Origin of the sequence: uncultured Bacteroides sp. (genome assembly GCF_949298305.1) — a bacterium.
In the GTDB taxonomy this organism is placed as follows: domain Bacteria; phylum Bacteroidota; class Bacteroidia; order Bacteroidales; family Bacteroidaceae; genus Bacteroides.
In genome coordinates this window covers 13,777-37,359 of record NZ_CASFWU010000027.1, presented here as the reverse complement: position 1 = coordinate 37,359, position 23,583 = coordinate 13,777, and the positions used below count along the sequence as shown (strand labels likewise).

The 23,583-nt window shown below is 57.2% G+C and carries 16 protein-coding genes and 1 pseudogene; 6 read left to right on the top strand and 11 right to left on the bottom strand.

The window, feature by feature from the left end:
• Positions 1-261: 261 nt before the first annotated feature.
• Positions 262-405: a hypothetical protein gene (locus Q1Y74_RS05440; RefSeq protein WP_300812716.1), complete on the top strand. Its 144-nt coding sequence runs from the start codon at positions 262-264 to the stop codon at positions 403-405.
• A 249-nt stretch (positions 406-654) separates the two neighbouring features.
• On the opposite strand, the gene Q1Y74_RS05435 is transcribed toward Q1Y74_RS05440, so the two are convergent.
• Positions 655-1,428: an energy transducer TonB gene (locus Q1Y74_RS05435; RefSeq protein WP_300812715.1), complete on the bottom strand. Its 774-nt coding sequence runs from the start codon at positions 1,426-1,428 to the stop codon at positions 655-657.
• Between the two features lie 384 nt (positions 1,429-1,812).
• Here Q1Y74_RS05435 and Q1Y74_RS05430 point away from each other — a divergent pair, with 384 nt between their 5' ends.
• Positions 1,813-2,625: a BspA family leucine-rich repeat surface protein gene (locus tag Q1Y74_RS05430; protein WP_300812714.1), complete on the top strand. Its 813-nt coding sequence runs from the start codon at positions 1,813-1,815 to the stop codon at positions 2,623-2,625.
• A gap of 1,420 nt (positions 2,626-4,045) precedes the next feature.
• Here the strand turns inward: Q1Y74_RS05430 and Q1Y74_RS05425 are convergent.
• The 3 genes and pseudogenes from Q1Y74_RS05425 to Q1Y74_RS05415 all read right to left on the bottom strand — a co-directional run bounded on the left by Q1Y74_RS05425 (position 4,046) and on the right by Q1Y74_RS05415 (position 7,544).
• Positions 4,046-4,819, bottom strand: coding sequence for a TlpA disulfide reductase family protein (locus Q1Y74_RS05425; RefSeq protein ID WP_300812713.1), 774 nt, complete (start codon positions 4,817-4,819; stop codon positions 4,046-4,048).
• A gap of 168 nt (positions 4,820-4,987) precedes the next feature.
• Positions 4,988-7,050 (bottom strand): annotated as a pseudogene (locus Q1Y74_RS05420) (TonB family protein).
• A 113-nt stretch (positions 7,051-7,163) separates the two neighbouring features.
• Complete coding sequence (locus tag Q1Y74_RS05415; protein WP_300812712.1) at positions 7,164-7,544, bottom strand: BlaI/MecI/CopY family transcriptional regulator; 381 nt, start codon at positions 7,542-7,544, stop codon at positions 7,164-7,166.
• 622 nt (positions 7,545-8,166) lie between these two features.
• Here Q1Y74_RS05415 and Q1Y74_RS05410 point away from each other — a divergent pair.
• Positions 8,167-8,871, top strand: a complete 705-nt coding sequence (locus Q1Y74_RS05410) for a hemerythrin domain-containing protein (RefSeq protein WP_300812711.1) — start codon at positions 8,167-8,169, stop codon at positions 8,869-8,871.
• Positions 8,861-9,484: a response regulator transcription factor gene (locus tag Q1Y74_RS05405; protein WP_300812710.1), complete on the top strand. Its 624-nt coding sequence runs from the start codon at positions 8,861-8,863 to the stop codon at positions 9,482-9,484. The genes Q1Y74_RS05410 and Q1Y74_RS05405 overlap by 11 nt, the downstream gene beginning before the upstream one ends.
• A gap of 681 nt (positions 9,485-10,165) precedes the next feature.
• Here Q1Y74_RS05405 and ccsA read toward each other — a convergent pair.
• The 7 genes from ccsA to Q1Y74_RS05370 all read right to left on the bottom strand — a co-directional run bounded on the left by ccsA (position 10,166) and on the right by Q1Y74_RS05370 (position 20,143).
• Positions 10,166-12,379, bottom strand: a complete 2,214-nt coding sequence (gene ccsA, locus Q1Y74_RS05400; RefSeq protein WP_300812708.1) for a cytochrome c biogenesis protein CcsA — start codon at positions 12,377-12,379, stop codon at positions 10,166-10,168.
• A 163-nt stretch (positions 12,380-12,542) separates the two neighbouring features.
• Positions 12,543-14,195 (bottom strand): di-heme oxidoredictase family protein, encoded by a 1,653-nt coding sequence (locus tag Q1Y74_RS05395; protein WP_300812707.1) that lies wholly within the window; start codon positions 14,193-14,195, stop codon positions 12,543-12,545.
• 169 nt (positions 14,196-14,364) lie between these two features.
• Positions 14,365-15,627 (bottom strand): imelysin family protein, encoded by a 1,263-nt coding sequence (locus Q1Y74_RS05390; protein WP_300812705.1) that lies wholly within the window; start codon positions 15,625-15,627, stop codon positions 14,365-14,367.
• A 72-nt stretch (positions 15,628-15,699) separates the two neighbouring features.
• The gene (locus Q1Y74_RS05385; RefSeq protein WP_300812704.1) at positions 15,700-17,052 is read right to left on the bottom strand and encodes a hypothetical protein; all 1,353 of its coding nucleotides are present in this window, start codon (positions 17,050-17,052) and stop codon (positions 15,700-15,702) included.
• A gap of 320 nt (positions 17,053-17,372) precedes the next feature.
• Positions 17,373-18,542 carry a MalY/PatB family protein gene (locus Q1Y74_RS05380; protein ID WP_300812703.1) on the bottom strand — a complete coding sequence of 390 codons (1,170 nt, stop codon included), beginning with the start codon at positions 18,540-18,542 and terminating at the stop codon, positions 17,373-17,375.
• Between the two features lie 96 nt (positions 18,543-18,638).
• On the bottom strand, positions 18,639-19,253 hold the full coding sequence (locus tag Q1Y74_RS05375) for a CPBP family intramembrane glutamic endopeptidase (RefSeq protein WP_300812702.1): 615 nt from the start codon (positions 19,251-19,253) through the stop codon (positions 18,639-18,641).
• Positions 19,250-20,143: a prenyltransferase gene (locus tag Q1Y74_RS05370; protein WP_300812701.1), complete on the bottom strand. Its 894-nt coding sequence runs from the start codon at positions 20,141-20,143 to the stop codon at positions 19,250-19,252. Before Q1Y74_RS05370 ends, Q1Y74_RS05375 begins: the two co-directional genes overlap by 4 nt.
• A gap of 744 nt (positions 20,144-20,887) precedes the next feature.
• On the opposite strand from Q1Y74_RS05370, the gene Q1Y74_RS05365 reads away from it, so the two are divergent.
• The gene (locus Q1Y74_RS05365) at positions 20,888-21,691 is read left to right on the top strand and encodes a Cof-type HAD-IIB family hydrolase (RefSeq protein WP_300812700.1); all 804 of its coding nucleotides are present in this window, start codon (positions 20,888-20,890) and stop codon (positions 21,689-21,691) included.
• A gap of 143 nt (positions 21,692-21,834) precedes the next feature.
• Positions 21,835-23,583, top strand: a complete 1,749-nt coding sequence (locus Q1Y74_RS05360; RefSeq protein ID WP_300812699.1) for an AAA family ATPase — start codon at positions 21,835-21,837, stop codon at positions 23,581-23,583.

Here is a 23,583-nt window from a genome sequence, read left to right as displayed (position 1 = left end):
AGACTACGAATTTCCGCGTAATCCTTTAGATTTGCACTATGAACAATAAAGGCTGAAATATTATCTTTGTAGTGAATAAAAGTTAACCAAGAAAAGGAGGTGACCTAACGTGTAATCCAGGCAGAAGCCCTATGCGCGGAACTAGTCCTCCTTTTCTTTTCAGTTGAACCGTCCCAAGTAGAATTGTAGGTCGATGGCCTAATAAAGGATTTAGAGAGTTCAACTTATGGTTAACCTATAGATATTTAATGGTGCAAAAATATGGAAAAGAAATGGTTTGTCGGCATTGATGTCTCTAAAAAAACATTGGATGTAGTTCCGTGCCTAAAATTAACAAGAGGCCAATCTCTTTCAGCCTTGACACTCGCAGGCTCAGCAACCGGCTTCACATCGCCCCTCCAATAATATACCGCGATTGTCCGTTCAAACGATGCCAACTGTGGGACATCGCTCTCAACCCGGCGGACGCACCGTGGTGCGTCCCTACGTGTGGATGCTTTCGGGCGGGCCGACCCCGCCCCTACACGGACTACGCCCCGTGAACAAACGCGACCGACAACCGCACAGATTGGTTGCCCCGGTAACGTCGTAGGGACGCACCACGGTGCGTCCGCCTTGCATACACAGATACGAATAACCGACGGGGAAGCCGTTTCACTTCTTCAACGTGACCAGCATCACCCCTCTCTTGCTCTTGTCCGTCGTGTACCTCGCCACTGCGGACGGTTCATTCAGTACGTAGACAGTCTGAATGCGGTCGGGATTGAGGGTCCGAAGGATTTCGGGAGACACGTCCTTGCCGTCCACCAATATCAACAGGTCCTTCGAATAGGAAGCCGTATCAGAAATGACGAGCCGAACGTAGGCAGAAGAATACTTATAATTCCTGCTATGTTGCCAGACGACAGGCGCAGTGTACCTCACCGCCACCGGCTTTCCATCCTGCATACCCGGCTTCCACTTGGGCATGGCGTTCACCAGGCGCAGAGCCTCGGCATCGAGCAAGGGATGGACTCCGTGCAACACCCTGGCATCGCTGATGCTACCGTCCTCCCGGACAACAAACCGGACAGCGATATGCCCCACCAGAGCCATTCCATCCAATTCGACGGGATATACAAAGCCCTCCTTGAAATACCTCATCAGCCCCTCCATACCACCGTCTGAATATTCGGGCATCTGCTCCACCACCTCGAAGGCGGGCGAACCGTCCGGGCCGTTCGTCACTTCCCGAGGAACACGGGCTTTGCCCGGCGGCAACGTGTCCTCCGCCGCTACGAAGGCAGTTCCCGGCCGATTTGTTTTCAGACTTGCCACCCAATCGTTGACGTTAGCGTCTGAAAGTTCGTCGGCCACGGCCGAGGTGCAAGCCAGCGCGGGCGTCAGCCAGGCGGCCAGCAGAGCAGTCAATAGCAGGATGTTTTTCATGTTCAAACGATTGTTTATGTTCATGGAGGACAAAGATAATACAAGGTGAGTGTAGAGACAAATGGAAAACAAAGTTTTCCGGATTGGCTATGCCGAACCGCATCCTATCTTATCAAAAGATAATGCAAATCGGGAGAAGCGCAAAGCGGGAAACGGAGTTTTCAGGCTTCTGCACCAGAGAGACGGGAATGTGTCAAATGAAGGAATCGTTTACCTTTAGACACGGACAGTCCTTTCGAGTTAAAGTAACTCAAAATGCAGTTCATTCTGTTGATATATTCGGCTTTCTTTTATTCCTTTGGACATCTCTTTATGGGTACACTGTTCAGTTAACCGATGGTGCACTGTCCCAAATTGGCATTGACAAAATATTAATAAGCAATTATGGCTAAAACATACAAGCCCTGTTCATTGCAGGAACTGAAGGAACTGGTGAGCGACAAGAGCATTCACCTCGGCGACATCGACACTTCGCTGATAACGGACATGACGGAGCTTTTTAAAGACTCAACGCGCAAAAACTTCGACGGCCTTGAAACGTGGGACACCTCGAACGTGACCACAATGAAGGGCATGTTTTGCGTGGCGAAATACTTCAACCATCCCATAGGAGACTGGGACGTCTCAAAGGTGGAGGATATGTCGTACATGTTTTGCGAAGCCCCTGCCTTCAACCAGCCGCTTGAGCTTTGGGATGTCTCGAACGTCCGTTGCATGGATTCCATGTTCGCCTGGGCGTACAGTTTCAACCAGCCGATTGAACGCTGGAACGTCTCGAAGGTGAAGGACATGAACAAGATGTTCTGCAAAGCCGCGGGCTTCAACCAGTCGTTGAACGATTGGAACGTATCGAGCGTGGAGAATATGGTGCAGATGTTCGACGACGCGACGAGTTTCAACCAGCCGCTCGACCGCTGGGACGTGTCGAAGGTCAAAGACATGACCTGCATGTTCTACGGCGCAACCTCGTTCCGGCAGCCTGTAACGGCATGGAAGCTGCGTGGTCAGCTTACGAGGGGTATCTTCCTCGATTTGCCCGAATACCGCGATATGGAGTCGCGCGTCATGTGCCTTGCCGCACTTGAAGGGAACAACCGGGAATACGAGCTTCAGGAGATGATAGAAGTATTAGGAGAGAAGGAAGTCCATGAAGCGCTGCGGATTTACGGCGCGAAATACGGTCTTAAGGAGGATTAGATGAAAATCTGCCCCGCCTTCTATTGGACTTTAACTCCTAAGCCCATCCTGATGGGCGATAACTCCTTTAACCTCTGCAAGTTTGGCTTCGCCGATTTTCAATCCGGCAAACTCGAAACTTGAGTTATTGGTATTCTTCGTGTTATCCACGTAATTCCTGCCAAAAAACAAAGCGGGTGGATGAGAGCGGACGCACCGTGGTGCGTCCCTACAATCCGCATACATCATTCTCCCTTGTCGCACACAGGGCGGGCCGACCCCGCCCCTACACGGACTACGCCCACGTGAACAAACGTAAACGATAACAGTCCGCATGAATCCGCACAATCCACGTACCAACAACCACACAGCTTTGTTTCTCGATTTACGTCGTAGGGACGCACCACGGTGCGTCCGCCTTATATACATATACGAAGAAACGACGGGAGGGCGTGCAGAAACTAAGTGAAGGTATCTGACTCCCCTCCTTCAGGAAGGAGGGGTGCCCAACGGGCGGGGTGGTAGGCCTTACGGCATACTGTATACCAACACTTTATATTTTCCCTGCCACCTCCCCCTTCGGGTACTCCTCCTTCCTGAAGGAGGAGAGTTGCAGATGCCTTTGTTTTGACACACCCTCTACAAGGTATGTAATCTGCGATGAAGAATTTAAGTTTCGGTTTTACCGAATTGAAAATCGGCGAAGCCAAACTTGCAGGAGTTAAAGGACTTAGAAGGAGTTATCGCCAAAGCCAATAGAAAAACAAACAGCTCACAATGTATTGGCTTAACTCCTTAACTTCTTAACTACTTAACTACCAGAGAAATATTAAATCCGAAACTTAAGTAAAGAATGAAACGCCGGTTGGAGAATAGGCGGAACATGTAAAGGCTGACACGCCCCCTTCTTTGTCTGATGCCGACAAGCAATTCATCAGAATACCATGTGAACGACAGGCAGTACCTTACAGAGTGTCAGCCGAAAACAAAATAGAAGAACATAATGAAAGCAATTACCACATTCCGCCGACACACACTTTCTGCATAATCGCCAAACGGGAAGGAGAAAGAGGGAAAAAAGGAAGGAAAACGGGGGCGGGACGCTTGCATTACGGTTCCGGAATGCTTGTTCCGAACGCGGACAATGCTTGCTCCGAGTGCGGACAATGCTTGTTTCCCGCCTCCGGATTGCTTGCGGGAAGGTGCAAAAAGGCTTGTCAGGTAAAGAAAGCAGACAAAAATCCATTCCGAAGAGCCTGTCGGGAAGCTTCCGCCTCCGTTTTTGCCGCTTCCGGAGGCGGTTTCCGTTCTATTTCAAATGTAAGGATTTCGCTATCCTGCTATGTGTAAGATGGATAGGTCGTTTGCGCTCCGTTTTTTTCCACCAAGCCCGCCTCGCGTCCGAAACAAGCGATTCTCGCGGGCTTGGGAAATCAAAGTGTCACTTTGACAGACACAGCTCCGCCAGCCTGTCCTCCAGATACCGAAGCTTCACGGGGCTGCTGCCCTGCTCCATGCAGCGGATGACGCCGCGGCTGTCCACCAGGATGGTGACGGGCATGCCGTTGACGCCGAACAGCTTGAAGAAGAACATCTCGTCGACGATGTGGACGAAGGTGAAGCCGCGCTTCTGCACCACGCGCGAGACGGAGCGCAGAGGGTCGAACGTCGTGGCCAGGTAAAGGGCCTGCGGATGCTTCACCGTCCACGAGGCCAGTACGGGCATCTCGCGCAGGCAGGGCCCGCAGCCCGTGTACCAGAAGTTCAAGACCAGCGGACGGCCTGCGATGTCGGCGCGCGTCCACTCGCGCCCCGTGGTGTCCCTCACGCAGAATTCGGGGAAGGGTTTGCCTATCCACTCGTCGGGCTTCAGGGTCTCCAAGGCCGACAGGGGCAGACGTTTTCCCTCGCCGCCGCGGATGCTCATCTGCAAGGCTTCGTAGCCCGGCACGGAGTCAGAGGGGGTGGCATAAGGTTTCACGTCGGCCGGCAGCGAGGCGCCGCGGCGCAACCGGAGCTCGATAGCCTCGTGCCCGGCCTCATCCGTATGTACATAGATGCCGGCGGCCTTTCCGTAGCCCATCGTAGGCGGCATGCCCTCGAAGAAGAGGCCGTCCACCACGTACCACGTAGTCCGCTGTGCCGTCTGGGCGGAGACCAGCCCCGCCCCGACAAGCATCAGTGTCAGAGTCAATAAGAGAGAGTGTAGTTTCATTGGGAATTAAGGAATTAAGGAGATGAGGAGATGAGGAGTTAAGAAGTTAAGGAGTTAAGCCGATAGTCTTGCTAACCGTTAACCACTTACCGCTAATAGCTAACCGCTAACCACTTACCGCTAACCACTTACCGCTTACCACTTACCGCTTACCACTTACCGCTGTCATCACTCCGCCTCCAGCCGCACCAGCACGATGGGCTGAACCTTCACGCTGGCCTCCTTCATGCCGATATAGGTCACCTTGAATGTGGCATCGCCGGGAGCAGGCAACGAGAACATGCCGTCCACATCGGTCACGGTGCCTTTGTCCGTCCCTTCAATCAGAATCGAAGCGCCGATGACGGGCTCGCCCTGCGGGTCCAATACCAGGCCACGGACTTTCACTTCGCCGTCCTTCACGCCGGCAGCAGATTTGGTGAAGATGTAGAGAATGCCGTCTTTGCCCTCCTCGCCAAAGAGAGCCGTAGCCGTCTCAGGCTTCAACACAATAATGGATTCAATCTGGTCAGACGACAAGGACTTAAAGGTAGCCTCGTCTGCCATTTTGCCGTCAATCACCACCTGCGCCTTCCGGGCGCTGTCCGACACGCGGATGGTGGACACTGTGCCTGCCAAGGGTTTCGACTCGTCCTTCTTCAACGTGACCAGCATGACGCTCTTCTTGCTCTTGTCCGTCGTGTACTTCGCTATAATATCGGAGGGCTCCTTCAGTACGCTGAAGGACTGGATGCGCTCGGGATTGAGAGCCTGAAGTATTTCAGGAGTTACCTCCCGTCCGTCCACCAGTATCAGCACGTCCGCATAGTCGGCAGCACTTGTCCCTTTCATAATAAGGGTCAGGTTCTTTTGGCGGACTTTCTCATCGAGCTCATCCAGCCTGAATAGTACAGGAACGGTATATTTCACCGTCACCGCCTTCCCCTTCTGCATGCCCGGCTTCCACTTGGGCATGGCGTTCACCAGGCGAATGGCTTCGGCATCGAGTGCCGGGTCGACGCCGCGCAACACCCTCGCGCCGCTGATGCTTCCGTCTTTATCCACTATAAACTGAACCGTAACGCGTCCCTGCGTACCTGCCTTCCTGGCCGCTTCGGGATAACGCATGTTCTTCTTGAAATACTCCATCAGCCCGGCCATGCCTCCGTCGGGGAACTCGGGCATCTGCTCCACCACTTCAAAGACGGGCGAACCTTTCAGGTCGTCTTTCACTTCCTGAGGCACATGGGTTACGCCCGGCGGCAGCGTGTCTTTCACTGCTTCGACCACACTTTCCGGCAGATTTGTTTTCACCATTTCGGCCAAATCATTAACTTTGGCGCTTGAAAGCTCGTCGGCCACGGCCGACACTTCGGGACGGGCAAAGGCCGACACAGCCAGTGCCGCCAGCGGGAGTACGTAGAGGTACTTCACCCCTTTTCTTTTAACATCATAGTGATACGTTTTTTAAGTGAACTGTGATTAAAGCTGTTGGCCATAGAGTAGAGCCTTGTGCCGACAGCTTTTTTTATTAATAACATCTGATAATCTTTGGCATTCACGCCCTCGCGCAGCACGGTGTCGTCCGCCTCGTACTCGTGGATGGTCTGCAGTTCCTGCTTCAGCAGCCACGCGGCGGGGTTGAACCATTGCACGAAGATGCAGAGGTCGGCCAGCAGCAGGTCCCACGAGTGGCGGTTGCGGATGTGTGCCAGCTCGTGAATCAATATCTCGCGGCCGTTCTCTTCGAGGTCCTTGCGCGACAGGACGATGTAGCGCATCCAACTGAAAGGGGCGATGTCGCGGTCGTGTACCACCAGCCTTACCTGCTCCCCACGACCCGGCAGGTAGTCCGACACCCGCTCCAACCGGCCCCGGCGCAACAACGCGCCCAGCCTGCCGAGCGACCACAAATTGCGTACGGCAAAGAAAACAATCCCTGCCAGATAGACCAGCAACGCCACACGTACCCACAGTGCCGTGGCAGGCTGTGCCACGACTGTCTCCTGCCCTTCCTCCACATCGGCCAGCAGAAGCAGCTGTTCCAGCGTAAGCATCGTTTCCTGCACTCCCACCGGCTCGTTCACACTGACCTCCACCAGCGGCAGCACGGACGAGAGCACCAGCAACCCCAACAGGGCAAAGCGGTTGAACCGATGAAACGTGTCGCGACTCATCAGCAGTTTGTAGAACAGGTAGAATACCGCCAGACAGGCAGCGGACTTGAGTATGTAGACTAAAAAGGTTCCCATATTTTTATGTTAGTTGACGAGTAAACGAGTGAACGAGTAGACAAGGAAGCGAATGGACAAGTTGACAAGGGATAGTGGACAAGGGAGGCAAGGTACATGCCTCGTAGCCTCGTTTACTTGTCAACTTGTCCACTGCCTCCCCCTCTTTCCACCTCGGCAATCAGTTCCTTCAGCTCTTTCAGCGAGATGTCCTCCTCCTTCACCAGCGAGGAGACGGCGCCCAGGTAGGAGTTGTTGAAGTACTTGCTGATGACGCTGCGCAGCGTGCGGCGGCTGAAGTCGTCGCGGCTCACGGTGGCGTAATACTGATAGGTGTTGCCGTATGCCTTGTGCGCCAGATAGCCTTTCTCCTCCAGCCCGCGCACAATGGTAGACAAGGTATTGAAGTGTGGCTTCGGCTCGTCGTAGAAAGCCAGCATCTCCTTCACGAACAGCGGGCCCTTCTCCCAGAAAAAGCCCATGATTTCTTCTTCTTTTGTGGTCAGTGCTTTCATATCTTTTAGTTTTTAGCTACGAGCTACGAGTAAGTGACGGGCTGCAAACTCGCATCGTAGCTTGTAGCTCGTAGCTTGTAGCTCGTAACTTGTAGCTCGTAACTTGTAGCTCGTAACTTGTAGCTCGTAACTTGTAGCTCGTAACTTGTAGCTCGTAACTTGTAGCTTGTAGCTCATTGCTCTTTCATCCGCAAATAACGAAATAAAATAGTTCATAAACTAATTTTTCTCGTTAATAAGAACTAAAAGATTTAGTTTGCTTAGGGAAAGAGGTTGGACAAGCAGAATCATTCAGACACTAACACGGATTTACAATCTCCTTAATCTGTGATACTCTATGTATTCGGTGGAGATGACAGCGATGTGTAGAGACGCAAAATTTTGCGTCTCTACGGTGTGCATGCGAATTACTCCGTGGAACTCTGTGATGAATAACTGTATGAGAATTTAGGTTTTAAGTAGCCAATATTTGGGCTACCAATTCTCTCTGACTTCTTATATTCTCCACAAAATACCTACAAATAGGGATTGCACCGTCTGCCAAAAAACCGTTAATTTGCGCCCGAGTATAACATGATGTCTGCCAGATGGCAGCGATACACTAAAACAAGCATTTACGCCTATGAACGAACCGCATAAATACCGCGCCACAGACAAGATGAGCGACCTCATCTGTGACAACTACTCCCTGCTGATGGTGATGAGCCGCTTCGGCCTGTCGCTGGGCTTCGGCGACCGGACGGTGAAGGACGTCTGCCAGGCGCAGGGGGTGGACTACAAGACGTTTCTGGCTGTGGCCAACTTCATCAGCGAAGAGCAGTATGGCTACTGCACGCCCGAGGAGGACTTCTCGGTGGCTGCACTGATGGACTACCTGAAGCGGGCGCACACGTATTTCCTCGACTTCAACCTGCCCGCCATCCGCCGCAAGCTCATCGAGGCCATCGACTGTTCGGAAGCCAACGGCGTAGCCTTCGCCATCCTGAAGTACTTCGACGAGTATGCCAGGGAAGTGCGCCGCCACATGGAGTACGAGAACAGCTCCGTGTTCACTTACGTGGAGGAGCTGATGGAGGGCAAACTCTCGACAGACTACAACATCGCCACCTTCGCCAGCCACCACAACCAGATAGACCGCAAGCTGACGGAACTGAAGAACATCATCATCAAATATTATCCCGAAAAGGAGAACAACAACCTGCTGAACGCCGTTCTGTTCGACATATTCAACTGCGAGCAAGACCTTGCGTCCCACTGCATGGTGGAAGACTACCTGTTTGTGCCCGCCGTAGCCCAAATAGAAAGGAGACTGAAAGATGAACAATAAGCTGTCGCTGAAAATAGTGGTTGCCGACACGTCGGTCATCATCCGCAGCGGCGTGTCGGCCGTGCTGAAGCGCATCCCCAACCTGGACGTGCATCCGGTGGAAGTGACCTCGACCGAAGCGCTGGGCAACTACGCCAACCTGCACCGCCCGGACATGGTCATCATCAACCCCGCCTTCGACGGATGGTTCAACCTGCCCGCCTTCAAAGGGCAACATCCGCGGCTGGAGGGGGTAAAGTACGTGGCCCTGCTCTCGTCGGTGACCAACAACAACGTGCTGAAGGAATACGACGAGCGCTTCTCCATCTGCGACGACCTGGACATCATAGCCGCCAAGCTGAACGGCCTGATGCGCACCGACGAGGAGAGCGACGAGGAGAAGGAAAGCGAGGCCGACACCCTGAGCCAGCGCGAAAAGGAGATAGTGACCTGCATCGTGAAAGGCATGACGAATAAGGCCATCGCCGAACAGCTCTTCCTCAGTATCCACACCGTCATCACCCACCGCCGCAACATCGCCCGCAAGCTGCAAATTCATTCGTCGGCAGGCCTCACCATCTATGCCATCGTCAACAAGCTGGTGGAGCTGAGCGACATCAAGGAGAAGCTGTAACCGGAGAACAGGCGGGAAAAAGGAATAGAACGCGGATTCACGCAGATTTGCGCAGATTATACCATTCATCATCTGCGGCTGTCTGCGTGAATCCGCGTCCGTTCATTCCGTGACCGCAGTGGACAAACAAGGAAATCCCCGCCTCGCGATATCACATCGGGAAGCGGGGATTCGTTTTACCTTAATAAAAGTGGTTACGTAATTATGACTAACTAATTCATTTTTAAATCTGATGGTGCAAAGATACGGCTTCGGAACGGATGCCACAATCGCATAAATTAGGTATAATAAGCAGTTCCCTTGCCGGATATAGGTACTCTCCAACTCAAGTCGCAAAAGCAAATTCTGCGTCGGCAATCAGGATGTTAAGGAGTGAATGATTCATGCAAATCAGGTGCAGGAATACATTCCGACATGTCCGTTATGCTAAGAAAAAATCACACAAACGACATCCTTCCAGCCAAAATTATACAGTAATCTGAATTTCAATGCATTAAACATTCAAACCATCATCATTCATAAGAAAACTTCCGATAGTAGGCAACATTCGGACTGAAGGTAGGCAACATTCGACACGATAGTAGGCAACATTCAGCACGAAGATTGGAAAGCTTCGCCATCGTATATAAAATTATTTTGTCAAATTAAAAATCGATCAAGTCTCGGATTTTCCTTGAGTTTCTAAGCATAGCTGTGCATTCCCCCCAACAGGAAGTTGACACCGAAGTAGGTAATCAGCACGCAGCAGAAGGCGCCGGCCACGTAGGCATGGAAGAACAACGGACGGCGGAAGCAGGGCAGTGAGGCGGGATGCAGTGCCAGGGCATAGACCAGCAGCGTGACCAGCGCCCACACCTCCTTGGGGTCCCAGCCCCAATAGCGTCCCCACGACACATTGGCCCACACCGCTCCCACAAAGATGCCCGCCGCCAGCAGGAACACAGCCGGATAGAGCAGCAGGCGGCCTACCGTGTGCAACCGCTCCACCTGCGCGGTGCAATCCCTTCGCGAAGCCTGCAGGACGAGGGCGGCCACACCGTTCAGCATCAGGAAGGCCAGCAGGGAATAGGCCAGCATAATCACCGCCACATGCACGCAAAGCAGGGGCGAGGCCAGCACGGGCATCAGCGGCCCCACCTGCGGATTGCGCTCGCCCAGCATGGACACCATCAGGGCCAGCCCACACACCAGAAAACCGAAAGGCAGGGCCAGCGGCAGACGGCGGCGGAAGACGAGGGTGAGCACGGCGGCACAGAGGGCCAGCAGCTGCATGGTCTCGTGTCCGTTGGACATGGGCAGATGGCCGCTCACCACGCCGCGCAGTACCATCAGCCCCAGCACCCAGAGCAGGCCCGCCCCCATCAGGACGGACAGCCCCCGTTCCACCCATCCCGCAACCCGCCGGCGAAGCAGGAGGCAGCGCACACAATAAACAAAGGACAGGAGTCCCAGCACAACGAAAGCCACAGCCAGGGGCAGGCTGTCGTTCAGGCGGTTGTACCACCGCTCGGCAGCGAAGCGCAGGTCGGTGGGCAGCAGTGCCCCACCCTCGCGCCGTTGGTAGCGGCGTATCTTCTCCACCAGTTCCTCCACCCGGACATAGTCCTTGCGCGCCACCTGCTCGGCCACGTAGTTCATGCCGCTCCTCATCAGAGCCTCCTGTTCGCGGGGAAGTCCCTTCGGCAGACGGTCGGCCAGCGAGTACCACGACAGGCGGAGGCTGTCATCCGCCAACGGACAGGGAAAGATGCGCCACAAGGCTCCCGTAGCCACGGCACTCACCAGACTGAACTTCTCGTTCGCCTCACTCACCCCCTTGGCATCGGCCGTTGCCATGCCGGACAGGACATCGGCATCGAGCTTGTAGCCATCGGGGCCAAAGAAGTCCTGCAACGAGGCGTACCCGCCCCCGATGCCCAGCAGGCGCTGCACACCGGCGCCCTTCACCCGGATGCACGGCACCGTCTTCCAGTCGTCGTAGTAGAAGAACCAGCCCGTCAGTACCTGCTCGGCCGTAAGCCCCCGGTACGTGGGTTTGCCGCAGAGCTTCACGGTGAAGTCCTTGGCCAGCGTCTGGAGAGGACAGACACGGTCGTTGTAGTAGACGTAGAGGCGTCCGAAGGCATCGGCCGTGCCGCGGGGAAGCGTCCGGGGCAGCCCTTCCTCCGCCTGCACGGAGGAAGCGGACAGCAGCAGGGCCGCCACCCCGGCCGCCCGCAGCGAAGGATGGTTGAGCAACCGGCGGAAAGTGCCGCGGCGGTCGGCCACGAAGAGCAGGCAGGAGACGAGCAGCAGACCATAGCCCGTGTAGGTGATGCCGATGCCCCAGGGGTCACAAGCCACGGACAAGGTAGAGCCCTGCCCGTCGGCATCGTAGCGCGACTGGTAGAAGCGGTAGGAACCGTAGCTGGCAATGTGGTTCATGGATACCTCGGCCCGGTGCTCACCGTCCAGGACAATGCGGCTCACGAAATCGCTGGGTGCCGACGTGCCGGCATAGTACTCCACCCGGAACTCCTCCAGCATGAGGCTGAAAGGAAGGGACACCGTACGTCCGTCGGTCGTGGTGAAGGCCTCGGCTGCCTCGCCCTGACGCAAATGTACGCTACCCTGCACGCCCCAGACGTGGGTGACCAACGCCCCCAGCAGGATGATCACCAGGGCGGCGTGAAGCAGAAAGACCCTCCACCGGTGCTGTACCCGACAGCGCAGCAGCCAGGACACACCCGCAACGGCCACCACTGCCCAACAGGCGGCAAACCAGACCGAGCCATAGACGTGGCGCACAACAAAGGAAGTGCCCCATACCTTCTCCACACACGTGGCGGCCATCAATACAAGAATAAGCAGGCCCAGCAGGCCGAAAGAAAGGTTTCGTAAAAAGTTACTTTTCATAACCAAAAAGAATGTTTGGGATAAAATCAGAAAACGAAGCATGGCACACAGATGACACAGATTGGACAGATGCACACAGATTATTTCTCCGGAAAGAATTCTTATCTGTGGTTATCTGTCCAATCGGTGTCATCCGTGTGCCATACCTACATCCGGCAGGCAATCAGATGGAGTCGAGGAACTTCACCACCGCATCGCGGTCCTCCTTCGAGAGTTCGCGGAATTTCTTGATGGTGTAGTAGGCATCACTCTGCTCGCTCGTGCCGTGCCACATAATGGCTTCCAGCGTAGTGCGTGCGCGGCAGTCGTGCAGGCGGTCGGCATACTCGGCCCCCGTGCAGCGCTGGTGCAGGCCGCGTCCCCAGAGCGGCGTGGTGCGGCACCAGCCCGTGCGGATGTCGTTCACCATGTGCAGTTTGTGCTGCACCATGTCGGTGTAGGGCCAAATCTTCTGGTGCGGATAGCGGGGCAGCTGTGCGGCCTTGTCGCCTGTGAAGAAGCGGGCGGGGTCGCGTATCTCGTCGTCGCCCGTTGTCCACGTGGGCTTGTGGCAGTACGTGCAGCCCATCTCCGCGAAGAGTTCCTTGCCGCGAAGCACGGCCTCATCGTCCACGTTGCGGGCGGCAGGCACGGCCAGACCGCGGTGCCACACCATGAGGTCGATGTAGTCCTGGTCGCTCACCTCAACGGGCAGGTTCTTCGACGTCAGGTAGTTGTAGATGTTGTCCTCCACATTGTCCGTGAACCATTCGGGATGTTCCTCGGGCGTGGACACCCGGGCAATGTAGTCGGGGAAGCCCGCCTGGATGTCAGGGTCCTGCGAGGCATACAGGGCGTACGAGCCTGCCGCGTCGAGGTAGTGGAAGCGGCGGTCGCTGCGGGTGACGTTGGTAATGTTCCAGAAGGCGTTGGCACCCGCCGCGTCCTGCAGGGGGCCACGGCTCAGGGCGTAGGTGTAGCGCAGGGGATAGAGGGTGCCGTCGCCTCCCTGGGCGGTATTGGCATACTGCTTCACCCACTCGCCGTTCTTGAAAATAGTCTCGTTCAGCTTGAAGTAGCCGTCCTGCTCCTGCTTGGCATACTCGGCCTTGAGGTCGGCGTCGCTGATGGCATCGAGCAGGCCCGTACCGTAGATGCCGATGGTGGACTCCAGGCGCACTTCGTACTCGCCCACGTCGTAGCCACGGTTGGCCACGTAGATGGCGCTCTTGGGAATGTCCACTTCGGGATAGCGGAGGCGGTAGGTCTCGCCGTCGGGGAACTTGTTGCCGAAGGCGTCGGTGTATTCGTGCCAGGTGATGCGGATCTGCGTCTCGTCCAGCGGGGCCTTGAAGGGAGCCACGGCCTGGGTCTGCGGCATGCCCGCCAGCCAGGAGACATAGGCCTCGGTCTCGGGATTATAGACCACGAGCAGGTAGCCGTTGCCTATCTCGTTGGTGTTGAACGTGCCGTTGTTCTGACTCTTGCCGTGTCCGTAGCCGGGATGGCAGTGGATGCACGAAGAGCGGATGTAGAGCGGCCCCAGGCCGTGACGCATGCCGTCAAAGTTGGCCGTGAAGGGTTTCTCAAAGAACTGTTCGCCGCGGTTGAAGGCGGCGTTCATGGTGGCGCTGGCCTCGACCACGGGTGTGGGGTCCTCGAAGGCCGTGGAAGTGGTGTTGGAGGTGGTGCCAAGTTCGCCGCCCGTGTAGTACCAGTCGGGCAGCTCGGCGGGCATTCCGGGCGTGGGTTCACCGCCCTTCACGTCGTCGTCGCTACAAGCCGTCAGGCTCATGGCCAGCAATGCAGCTGCATAGAAATAGGTCTTTTTCATCATAGCGTAAAATATATGAATTAAGTAAGCAGATAGGGCACACAGATAACGCAGAGAGTACAGATTGTCACAGTTATCTTTCTTATCCCATCGGAAGGACGTCTTTTCTATCTGTGGGCATCTTTCCCCGTCTGTGCCGTCTGTGTGCCTCGACACTAACTCGCAAGAATAATCAATGGTTGGCCTGCAACACCGTCTTCACCTCGTTGAAGATGTCGTTCATCACGTTGCAGGCGTTGATGGCATCCTGGTTGATTGGGTCATACTCCTTTGCTCCGCAGGTGTAGGCAAAGGGCTCGCCCATCAGGCTTATCTTGTCGTAGGCGTCCTGAATGGCTGCCTTCACCCGCTTGTCCAGGTCGGCGTTGACCGTGGCGATGTACGAGCTCAGGGTGTGGGTAGCCGTCTGGATGGTGCCGTCTACCGAAGGCGAGCCCTGGTAGGCGTTGCGGATGCTGATGACGTTGCCCTGGAAGTCGCGGATGGAGTTCAGGCTGTAGGGTGACTCGATGTAGCTGGGGTCGTACTCCATGCCGCCCGAAGGCAGGCCCTTGCCCGTGGGGTTGCCAATCTTGATGTTGCCCACCTCGTTGGCTATGTTCTGTATGCCGGAGGTTATCATGTCGTAAACCACGTCCAGGTAGTTCTTGTACTCGCTGCCCGCCGCCCCGGCGTTCTTGATGTTCTGGCCGAAGTTCTTGCCCTTGTCCAGCTCGGTGTCGGTCAGAATCTGCTGCTTCTCGGCCGAAACGTTCTCCGTTCCTGCCCAGCAGGCCTCCAGCAGGATGCACTGGTTGCGCAGGTCGCCTGCCAGCCCGACGAGGTAGTTCAGCTGCTCGGTGGTATAGTTCAGGTTATGAGCCACGCTGGTCGAACTGGCTGTAGCGTTTCCGCTGGCATTGGTGTTGGTCAGTTCGAAAAGCAGGTACTCGATGGCGTGGAAGCCCTGGAGGGCATAGCCCAGGTAGTTGCCCACATAGTTGCCTTCGTCGTCCATCTGCGCCATCTGGGCGGGGTTGTTCAGCAGGGCGTCCATGCCCGTTTTGTCCAACGGCCAGGAGTCGATGTGGGGGTCTACGTTATAGTCGCCCGCAGGGCCGAACAGCCAAGCCTCGCTCTTCTCCCAATAGTCGCGTGCCAGCTTCCAGGCCTGGCAGGCGGCCTCCACGTCGGCGGTGGTCAGCGTACCCGCCTGCTTCTTCGAGCGGATGTCGATGCACAGGCCGTGCAGCTGCATGGCGGCATCGGCCATGCCCTGATAAGTGGGGATGACGGTCTTGTCTGCAAAGTCGGAAACAACAGCCTTCAGTGCCTCTTCCTGGGCGGTCAGTCCGGTTTCTACTTCCGGCTCGTCGTCATCGCTGCAAGCCGCCAGGTTCATGCCCATCATGGCTCCCAGAGCCAGATAGAGCGGAAATTTCAGATACGTTTTCATTGTGTCTTATGTTTTGGGGTTATTATAGAATGTATTCAAACTATCAAGCAATAAGCGGGGGAAAGACCTGCATCACAGGTTGAAGAACCCCGCATAGGCCACGCCCAGCGAGATGGCGGGTTCGTTGTTGAACCGGCTCTTGAGCAGGCCGATGGAATATTCGCCCTTGACCACAATCTCTTTCATGGGATAGTAGTTCAGACCCACGGCCAGGCGCTGGCGGCCATACTCCGTATAGTGGGTCACGGCCTTGGCGGTCTTGTACATGGAGTCGTAGTACTCGTAGCGGCCGAAGAGGTAGAGGCGCTGCTCCTTGTCGCCCCCCTTGCGGAAGAGGGAGAGGAAGTCATAGCCTGCCTCCACACCCGTGGCAATGGCGTCCGAGGCCACCGGCTGCTTGGGCGATGGGGAGTCTTTGGAGAAGCTCTGGTTGTAGCGGGTGATGAGGTCGGCATCGGACAGGTGGCCGTAGTCGAAGTTGCCGCGCGCCACCCAGTTGTGGGCATCGTAGCAGAAGTCGAACGAACCGATGAGCACCGTACCCTTCACGTCATCGTAGACGGCATTGGTGGCCTGCTTCAGGGTGTTGCTGAAGGAGTTGCCCGCATAGCCGCTGAGCGAGAGGCGCAACCCCTTCACCGAGTAGTTGTCCACACGGAAGGCGCCGGCCATGGCGTTGGCTATCTTGAACTCGTAGGGGCTGCCCGCTCCGCCCTTCACCCAGTCCTTGCTGCCGAAGCGGTCGGAGTCCAGACCGGGCAGCAGCATGACCTCGTAGCGCCACTGGCCGGCACGTCCCCAGAGGCTGACGCCCGTCTCGTGCCACGTGCAGGGCAGAATGGTGTTCTCGCCCTCGGGGCGGTAGACGCCGAAGAACTCGGTGGGCAGGTGGTGGGCGTTGGTCATGCCGACAGGCACCACCATGTGCCCCAGCTTGATGTTGAACTGCGGACAGAAGGACTTCTGAATCCAGAACTGCTCGAGGGCCACTTCGCCGCCGCGCTCCACTTCGGCCTCGTACTCGCCGCCCTCGTGTTCCTCAATCTCGACGGCGCTCTCCGTGCCGCCGTGCTCAAACTCTATTTCGGTGCCCATGGTCCAGCCCTTGCCGAAGTCGTAGCCCAGCATGATGACCACATGGGGAAGGTCGAAGCGGCCGTGCGTGTCGTTCTTGTAGTTCTGCGGACTGTCGTAGCGCAGGTAGTTGTCACTGTAGAAGTTGCGGCTGTAGACCGCCTCGCCATATCCGCCGAGGGTCAGCCTGCTCTTCTTCGGAGCCGCCTCGGGGGTGTGCTCCACTTTCTCGATGCTTTTCAGCCGGGCCGTGCGTGCGGCCTCCTGTTCCGGTTCCGTCCCGTTTCCGCCGTAAAGTGCTCCTGCACAGAGCATCAGGCCGAGGGACATTGCTCCAACCTTTCGTATCATTTCGTTTATTTTTTATAAATTTCTGATGCCGCAAAGGTAGAGGTAGTTAAAAAAGGTAACAATACCCAAAAGAGGGTATAATGGGAAGGAAGATGGCAGGAAGTAGGTATCTGTACGGCCCGTGAAGGGCGCTTGCATCCCGCCTGGACCATGCAAGCATCCCGCGCGGACCATGCAAGCATCCTGCGCGGACCGTGCAAGCATCCTGCGCGGACCGTACAAGCATCCCCCAAAACAAGGGGACGGGCCGACGGAGACACGGGCAGATGCCTTGTGTACTCGTCAGTCCGTCCCCTTGCAGAACGCTACGGAATGCCTCTTCAGCGGCTGTTCACAGCCTCGGCCAGCTGCTTCAGCGCCTGCTCCAGCTGCGCACGGGGACAGCCCACGTTGAGCCGCATGAAGCCCCGTCCGGGTTCGCCGAAGGTGGTGCCGGTGTTCAGGGCCAGGCGGGCACGGTCGGCAAAGAGATGTTCCAGCCCGTCCTGCGACAGGCCCAGGCGACGGCAGTCGAGGAAGATGAGGTAGGAAGCCTGCGGGCGTATCATGCCGATGGAGGGGATGTGCTCGCGCAAGTAGGCCTCGGTGAAGTCGATGTTGCCCCCGATGTAGGCCAGCAGTTGCTCCAGCCACTCCTCGCCCTGTTCATAGGCGGCCTTGCAGCCGATGTAGGCCAGGAGATGCCCTTCGCAGAACTCGCCGGCCTCCATGAACTCCCGGAAGCGGGCACGCAGGCCGTCGTCCGGCACGATGGCGAAGGAGCTTTGCAGGCCGGGCATGTTGAATGTCTTGCTGGGTGCCATGAAGGTGATGGAGTTCGCGGCAGCCGCCTCGCTCACCGTGGCAAAGGGACGATGGCGGTAGGGCGGCAGGGTGAGGTCGGCATGTATCTCGTCGGAGATGACCAGCGTGCCGCTCTCCCGGCAGATGTCGGCCACGCGGCGCAGTTCGTCCTCCGTCCAGACACGTCCGCCGGGGTTGTGCGGATTGCAGAGGATGAGTGCCCGGCAGCCCTGCACGTCGCGGCGCAGGCGGTCGAAGTCGATGTGATAGTGCCCGTCGCGCAGGTCGAGGGGCGAGCGCACCACCCGGCGCTTCAGCCGCTCGGTGACAAGGAAGAAGGGATGGTAGACGGGGGGCATCACCAGCACGCGGTCGCCCGGCTGCGTGAAGCAGAGCAGGGCGAAGGCCTGTGCCCGCACAATGCCCGGCACGAAGGTCAGCCAGTCAGTCTTCACGTTCCACCGATGGCGTTTCTGCAACCAGCTACAGATGGCCGTGTCCCAGCCCTCGCAGGCCATCGTATAGCCCAGCACCTCGTGCTCCAGCCGGCGGCGCAGGGCCTCCATCACAAAGGGCGGTGTGCGGAAGTCCATGTCGGCCACCCACAGGGCCGTCAGGTCGTTCCGCCCCCACACATTCTTCATACCGTCCCACTTCACCGAGTCGGTGCCGCGGCGGTCAATCAGTTCGTCAAAATTGTAAGTCATATCTTTATGGATTTAAGTTTCGCAAGTTGATTCATAGGTTGTAATCAAGGAGTAAGGCAACTCGTAGCTCGTCACACGCAGCTTGTAGCTCATAGTTCAGATGGGGAACCAGACGAACACCGCCACGTCCCACACGGCATGGGACACGATGATGGCCGCCATGTGCTGGGGGAAGAAGCGGTAGAGGCCGCCCCACACCACACCCGCCACCAGCGCCGCCATCACGAGCATGAAGTTGCACGAACCGGCATGCACCAGCGCATAGAGCGCCGTGGCCACCACGAAGCCCGCATTGGCTCCCCAGCGGGCGGAGAGCGTGCGCTGCACGTAGCCGCGCCAGTAGATTTCCTCGGCCGGGCCTATCAGAAACAGCATCAGGACGGAAAGCAGCCAGGGCGACTCGCCCTCCTTCATGCCGTATATCAGGTTGACCTGCGGACGGGCGAAGTCGAAGAGCCAGGAAGAGACCTTGTCGCCCGTCCAGAACACGCCCCACAGGGCGGCGGCAATAGCCACGCCCAGGCAGACGTCGCCCGCGCTCCAGCGCACCTGCCTCCACCAGCCGGGGTTGAACCACGTGGACAGGAGGGAGAGCGTCAGGGCCGAGGCGGTCATCATCCACCAGAAGCTGACGTGAGGCGCCGTCAGGGGCGAGAACATCACCGTCCACAGCACGGCGGCCAGCACGAGGGTAAACACCAGCCGCTTCATGACAACAGACGGGCCACTACGAACGACACTACAAGGAGCAGGCTGAACATCAGCTGGAGCTTGGCCGTCAGCTCGTCCAGGCGGGAGATGCCCTCCATGCCCACAACGGGATAACGGGCCATGAGGCGCACATTGCCCAAGGCAGGCGCCAGTGCCACCAGCACCAGCAGCGTCCACCAGGGGAACACGCCGCCCGCCGCACAGCCGGCCACCCAGCCGAAGGGGAAGAGCACCTCGGCGCAGTAGAGGTACATGGAAGCCCGTCCGCCCAGGGTCATGGCCAGGGTACGGATGTCGGCACGCACGTCGGTCTGCATGTCGCGCGTATTGTTGGCGTGCAGGATGGCCACCGTGATGAGCCCCACGGGCACGCCCGCCCACATCGTCTCCCAGTCCACCACGCCCGTGGCCACATAGGCCGTGCCCAGCATGGGCAGCAGGGCGTAGGCCAGGAAGATGACCACATCGCCCAGGGCGCGATACTTCAGCGTCGGATAGAGCAGCGTGCAGGCCGCCCCGCCGATGCCGATGTATAACAAAGGAAGTCCCGTGCGCAGCAGCAGCCCCACGCCGCCCAGCACCGCCACCACGAGCAGCGAGAGCGACAGGCGGTATATCTCCTCGGGACGGAACTGGCCGCCCGTCAGCGTGCGCACGCCGTGGGTGTCCTCGCGGTCCACCCGGTGCTTGTAGTCGAAGTAGTCGCTCCACGTATTGCCTGCGGCATGAAACACCACGATGTTGAGCAGCGCCCACACACCGTTCACCCAATTCACATCACTGCCGGCCCAGTAGAGGTAGGCCAACGTCACCGCCACAGGCATGGCCGAAGCGGGAAACGACCAGGGCCTCACGGCCACCAGCCAGTCTTTCAAAGAATGTCTGTTCATACAATAACTAGTTTTATGGTTAGGGACGGCAAAGGTACGAAATATCTTTGCCATTGCATAGAGGGGGAGGGAGGGAAAACTACTGGCGGACGACCCGTTTCCTATTCACCTGTCCCCCGCCAATATCCCATCAACCAAACGCTTCAGTGCATCCCGAGTCGAACCCGTTATGCCGTTTCTTCTCCAAGATCCGTCAATGGTTATCAGCTCACAGATATGCGACCGACTCAATTTGTCAGACGATGTCTGACAAATCGGATAAAACAAGTAGAACTTCCGAGTATCGTTCAGATTAGGACTGCTATAACCCTTTCCCGGTTTCACCCGCAAGTATCCCCGGCCAATCACAGTACTCTTTCCTAACCTAAGTTTCGGGTTTAATATTCCTTTGGAAGTTAAGAAGTCATAGAAGTTACCACTTCGCTGTGCTTTGTTAGAAATTAAAGCCGATAGTTTGGTAATGGTTAATGGTTAATGATGAACGGTTAATGGAGCGCAGAAGTTCTTCATTCCTCATTCTTAATTTTTCATTTTTCATTTTTAATTCTTCATTCTTCATTCCTCATTCTTCATTCCTCATTCTTCATTATCTCGTCTATTGGCCTTTAACTCCTGAGCCCACCCTGGTGGGCGATAACTCCTTTTAACTCCTTTAATTTCTGCAAGTTTCGGTAAACCCGAAACTTGAATTAGCTTATTCCATCCAAAATCGCTACATTTGTGCCCCGAACTAAGACATACACTATGACGAAAGCCCTGTTTTTCGATATTGACGGAACGCTGGTCAGCTTCCACACCCACGAAATACCCGCCTCGGCTGTCCGTGCGCTCACGGCCGCCAAGGCTGCGGGACACCGCATCTTCATCGCCACGGGACGGCCGCGCATCATCATCAATAACCTCGGTGCCTTGCAGGAGCGGGGACTGATAGACGGCTACATCACCATGAACGGCGCCTACTGCTTCGTGGGCGACGAGGTCATCTACAAGAGCCCCATCCCCGAGACAGACGTGCGCACCCTGACCGCCTACTGCACCACGCGGAGCATTCCCTGCATCGTAGTAGGCGAGCATGACATCTGCGCCTGCCAGCCGGACGAGCGGGTGGACGCCATCTTCCACCAGCACCTGAAGGTGACCACCCCCATCCCCACCCTGACGACCGAAGAGGCCATCCGTGGAAAGGAGGTCTTCCAACTGACACCCTTCATCGACGAGGCACAGGAGGCGGAAGTGCGGCCGCACATCCCCCACTGCGAGATAGGCCGTTGGCATCCCGCCTTCACCGACGTCACCGCCTTGGGCAACACCAAGCAGCGGGGCATGGATGAAATCATCCGCCACTTCGGCATCCGCCTGGAAGACACCCTGGCCTTCGGCGACGGCGGCAACGACATCCCCATGCTGCGCCACGCCGGCATCGGCATCGCCATGGGCAACGCCGCCGACCACGTAAAAGCCGCCGCCGACTACGTCACCACCTCGGTGGACGAGGACGGGGTGGCGGAAGGAATTCAACAATGGTTAATGGTGAATGGTAAATGGTGAATGGTGAATGCCCATCCGGATGGATAGTGGCCACTGACTGCCAATCTTTAATCATTCACCACCGACCACTAACCATTAGCAACCCATTAATCATTCACCATTTACCATTCACCATTAACCATTAATCATTCACCATTAACAACTTGCCCTCCTTCATCCCCGACACCAGCAACCGTGAGTTTCAGGACGCACTGAACCTCGTGAAGTACACCCGCCAGTCGCTCTTCCTGACGGGGAAGGCCGGCACGGGCAAGTCGACCTTCCTGCGCTACGTCTGCGACAACGTGCGCAAGAAGCACGTGGTACTGGCACCCACGGGCATCGCCGCCATCAACGCCGGCGGAAGCACCCTGCACAGCTTCTTCAAGCTGCCCTTCCATCCCCTGCTGCCCGATGACCCCAACCTGAGCCTCCAGAAGGGACGCATCCACGAGTTCTTCAAGTACACCAAGCCCCACCGCAAGCTGCTGGAGAAGCTGGAGCTGGTCATCATCGACGAGATTTCCATGGTCCGGGCCGACATCATCGACGCCGTCGACCGCATCCTGCGCGTCTACAGCCACAACCTGCGCGAGCCCTTCGGCGGCAAGCAGGTGCTGCTGGTGGGCGACGTATTCCAGCTGGAACCGGTGGTGAAGAGCGACGAGCGCGAGATTCTGAACCGCTTCTACCCCAGCCCCTACTTCTTCTCGGCCCGCGTGTTCAGCCAGATAGAGCTGGTGTCCGTCGAGTTGCAGAAGGTCTACCGGCAGAGCGACCCGAAGTTCATCGGCGTGCTGGACCACATCCGCAACAACACCGCCGGAGCCGCCGACCTGCAACTGCTCAACACCCGCTACGGCACCGGCATGGAGAAGACAGACGGCGATGACCTCTACATCACCCTGGCCACCCGCCGCGACAACGTGGACTACATCAATGAGCGCCGCCTCAGGGAACTGCCCGGCGAGCCCGAGACCTTCCGCGGCGAGATACGGGGCGATTTCCCCGAAAGCAGCCTGCCCACCCCGCAGGAGCTGGTGCTGAAGCCCGGCGCACAGGTCATCTTCATCAAGAACGATTACGAACGACGCTGGGTGAACGGCACCATCGGCGTGGTGAGCGGCTTCGACCTGGACGGCGAGACGCTCTACATCACCACCGACGACGGCCGCGCCTGCGACGTGAAGCGCGAGTCGTGGCGCAACATCCGCTACACCTACAACGAAGAAAAGAAAGAGATTGAAGAGGAAGAGCTGGGCACCTTCACCCAGTTCCCCGTGCGCCTGGCCTGGGCCATCACCGTCCACAAGAGCCAGGGACTGACCTTCAGCCGCGTGGTCATCGACTTCACCGGCGGCGTCTTTGCCGGCGGACAAGCCTACGTAGCCCTGAGCCGCTGCACCTCGCTGGAAGGCATCAGCCTGAAGAAGCCCATCGGCCGCGCCGACATCTTCGTACGGCCCGAAATCGTCCAGTTCGCCCAACGCTTCAACAACCGCCAGTCCATAGACCGCGCCCTGAAGCAGGCACAGGCCGACGTGCAGTATGCGGCGGCCGCCCGCGCCTTCGACCAGGGCGACTTCGACACCTTCCTCAGCGAGTTCTTCAAGGCCATCCACTCCCGCTACGACATCGAGCGCCCCGCCGCCCAGCGCCTCATCCGCCGCAAGCTGAACGTCATCAACCGCCTGCGCGACGAGAACCGCGCCCTCCGCGCCGCCGCGCAGCAGAAGGAGAAGGCCCTGGTGAAGTACGCCCGCGAATACATCACCATGGGCGACGAATGCCTGAAGCACGACATGTGCGAGGCCGCCATGCGCAACTACGAGAAAGCCGTCACCCTCTGCCCCAAGTTCAAGGAAGCGTGGAAGAAAATCAAGAAACTGGAGAAGGAAATGCGGAAGGAATAA

What these genes read in the sequence shown, in the direction of transcription:
- Q1Y74_RS05410 (WP_300812711.1), top strand. Translation starts at nt 8,167, where the DNA reads ATGAACGAACCGCATAAATACCGCGCCACAGACAAGATGAGCGACCTC.
- Q1Y74_RS05365 (WP_300812700.1), top strand. Translation starts at nt 20,888, where the DNA reads ATGACGAAAGCCCTGTTTTTCGATATTGACGGAACGCTGGTCAGCTTC.
- Q1Y74_RS05435 (WP_300812715.1), bottom strand. Translation starts at nt 1,428, where the DNA reads ATGAAAAACATCCTGCTATTGACTGCTCTGCTGGCCGCCTGGCTGACG.
- Q1Y74_RS05390 (WP_300812705.1), bottom strand. Translation starts at nt 15,627, where the DNA reads ATGAAAACGTATCTGAAATTTCCGCTCTATCTGGCTCTGGGAGCCATG.
- Q1Y74_RS05425 (WP_300812713.1), bottom strand. Translation starts at nt 4,819, where the DNA reads ATGAAACTACACTCTCTCTTATTGACTCTGACACTGATGCTTGTCGGG.
- Q1Y74_RS05430 (WP_300812714.1), top strand. Translation starts at nt 1,813, where the DNA reads ATGGCTAAAACATACAAGCCCTGTTCATTGCAGGAACTGAAGGAACTG.
- Q1Y74_RS05385 (WP_300812704.1), bottom strand. Translation starts at nt 17,052, where the DNA reads ATGATACGAAAGGTTGGAGCAATGTCCCTCGGCCTGATGCTCTGTGCA.
- Q1Y74_RS05440 (WP_300812716.1), top strand. Translation starts at nt 262, where the DNA reads ATGGAAAAGAAATGGTTTGTCGGCATTGATGTCTCTAAAAAAACATTG.
- ccsA (WP_300812708.1), bottom strand. Translation starts at nt 12,379, where the DNA reads ATGAAAAGTAACTTTTTACGAAACCTTTCTTTCGGCCTGCTGGGCCTG.
- Q1Y74_RS05375 (WP_300812702.1), bottom strand. Translation starts at nt 19,253, where the DNA reads ATGAAGCGGCTGGTGTTTACCCTCGTGCTGGCCGCCGTGCTGTGGACG.
- Q1Y74_RS05395 (WP_300812707.1), bottom strand. Translation starts at nt 14,195, where the DNA reads ATGATGAAAAAGACCTATTTCTATGCAGCTGCATTGCTGGCCATGAGC.
- Q1Y74_RS05405 (WP_300812710.1), top strand. Translation starts at nt 8,861, where the DNA reads ATGAACAATAAGCTGTCGCTGAAAATAGTGGTTGCCGACACGTCGGTC.
- Q1Y74_RS05415 (WP_300812712.1), bottom strand. Translation starts at nt 7,544, where the DNA reads ATGAAAGCACTGACCACAAAAGAAGAAGAAATCATGGGCTTTTTCTGG.
- Q1Y74_RS05370 (WP_300812701.1), bottom strand. Translation starts at nt 20,143, where the DNA reads ATGAACAGACATTCTTTGAAAGACTGGCTGGTGGCCGTGAGGCCCTGG.
- Q1Y74_RS05380 (WP_300812703.1), bottom strand. Translation starts at nt 18,542, where the DNA reads ATGACTTACAATTTTGACGAACTGATTGACCGCCGCGGCACCGACTCG.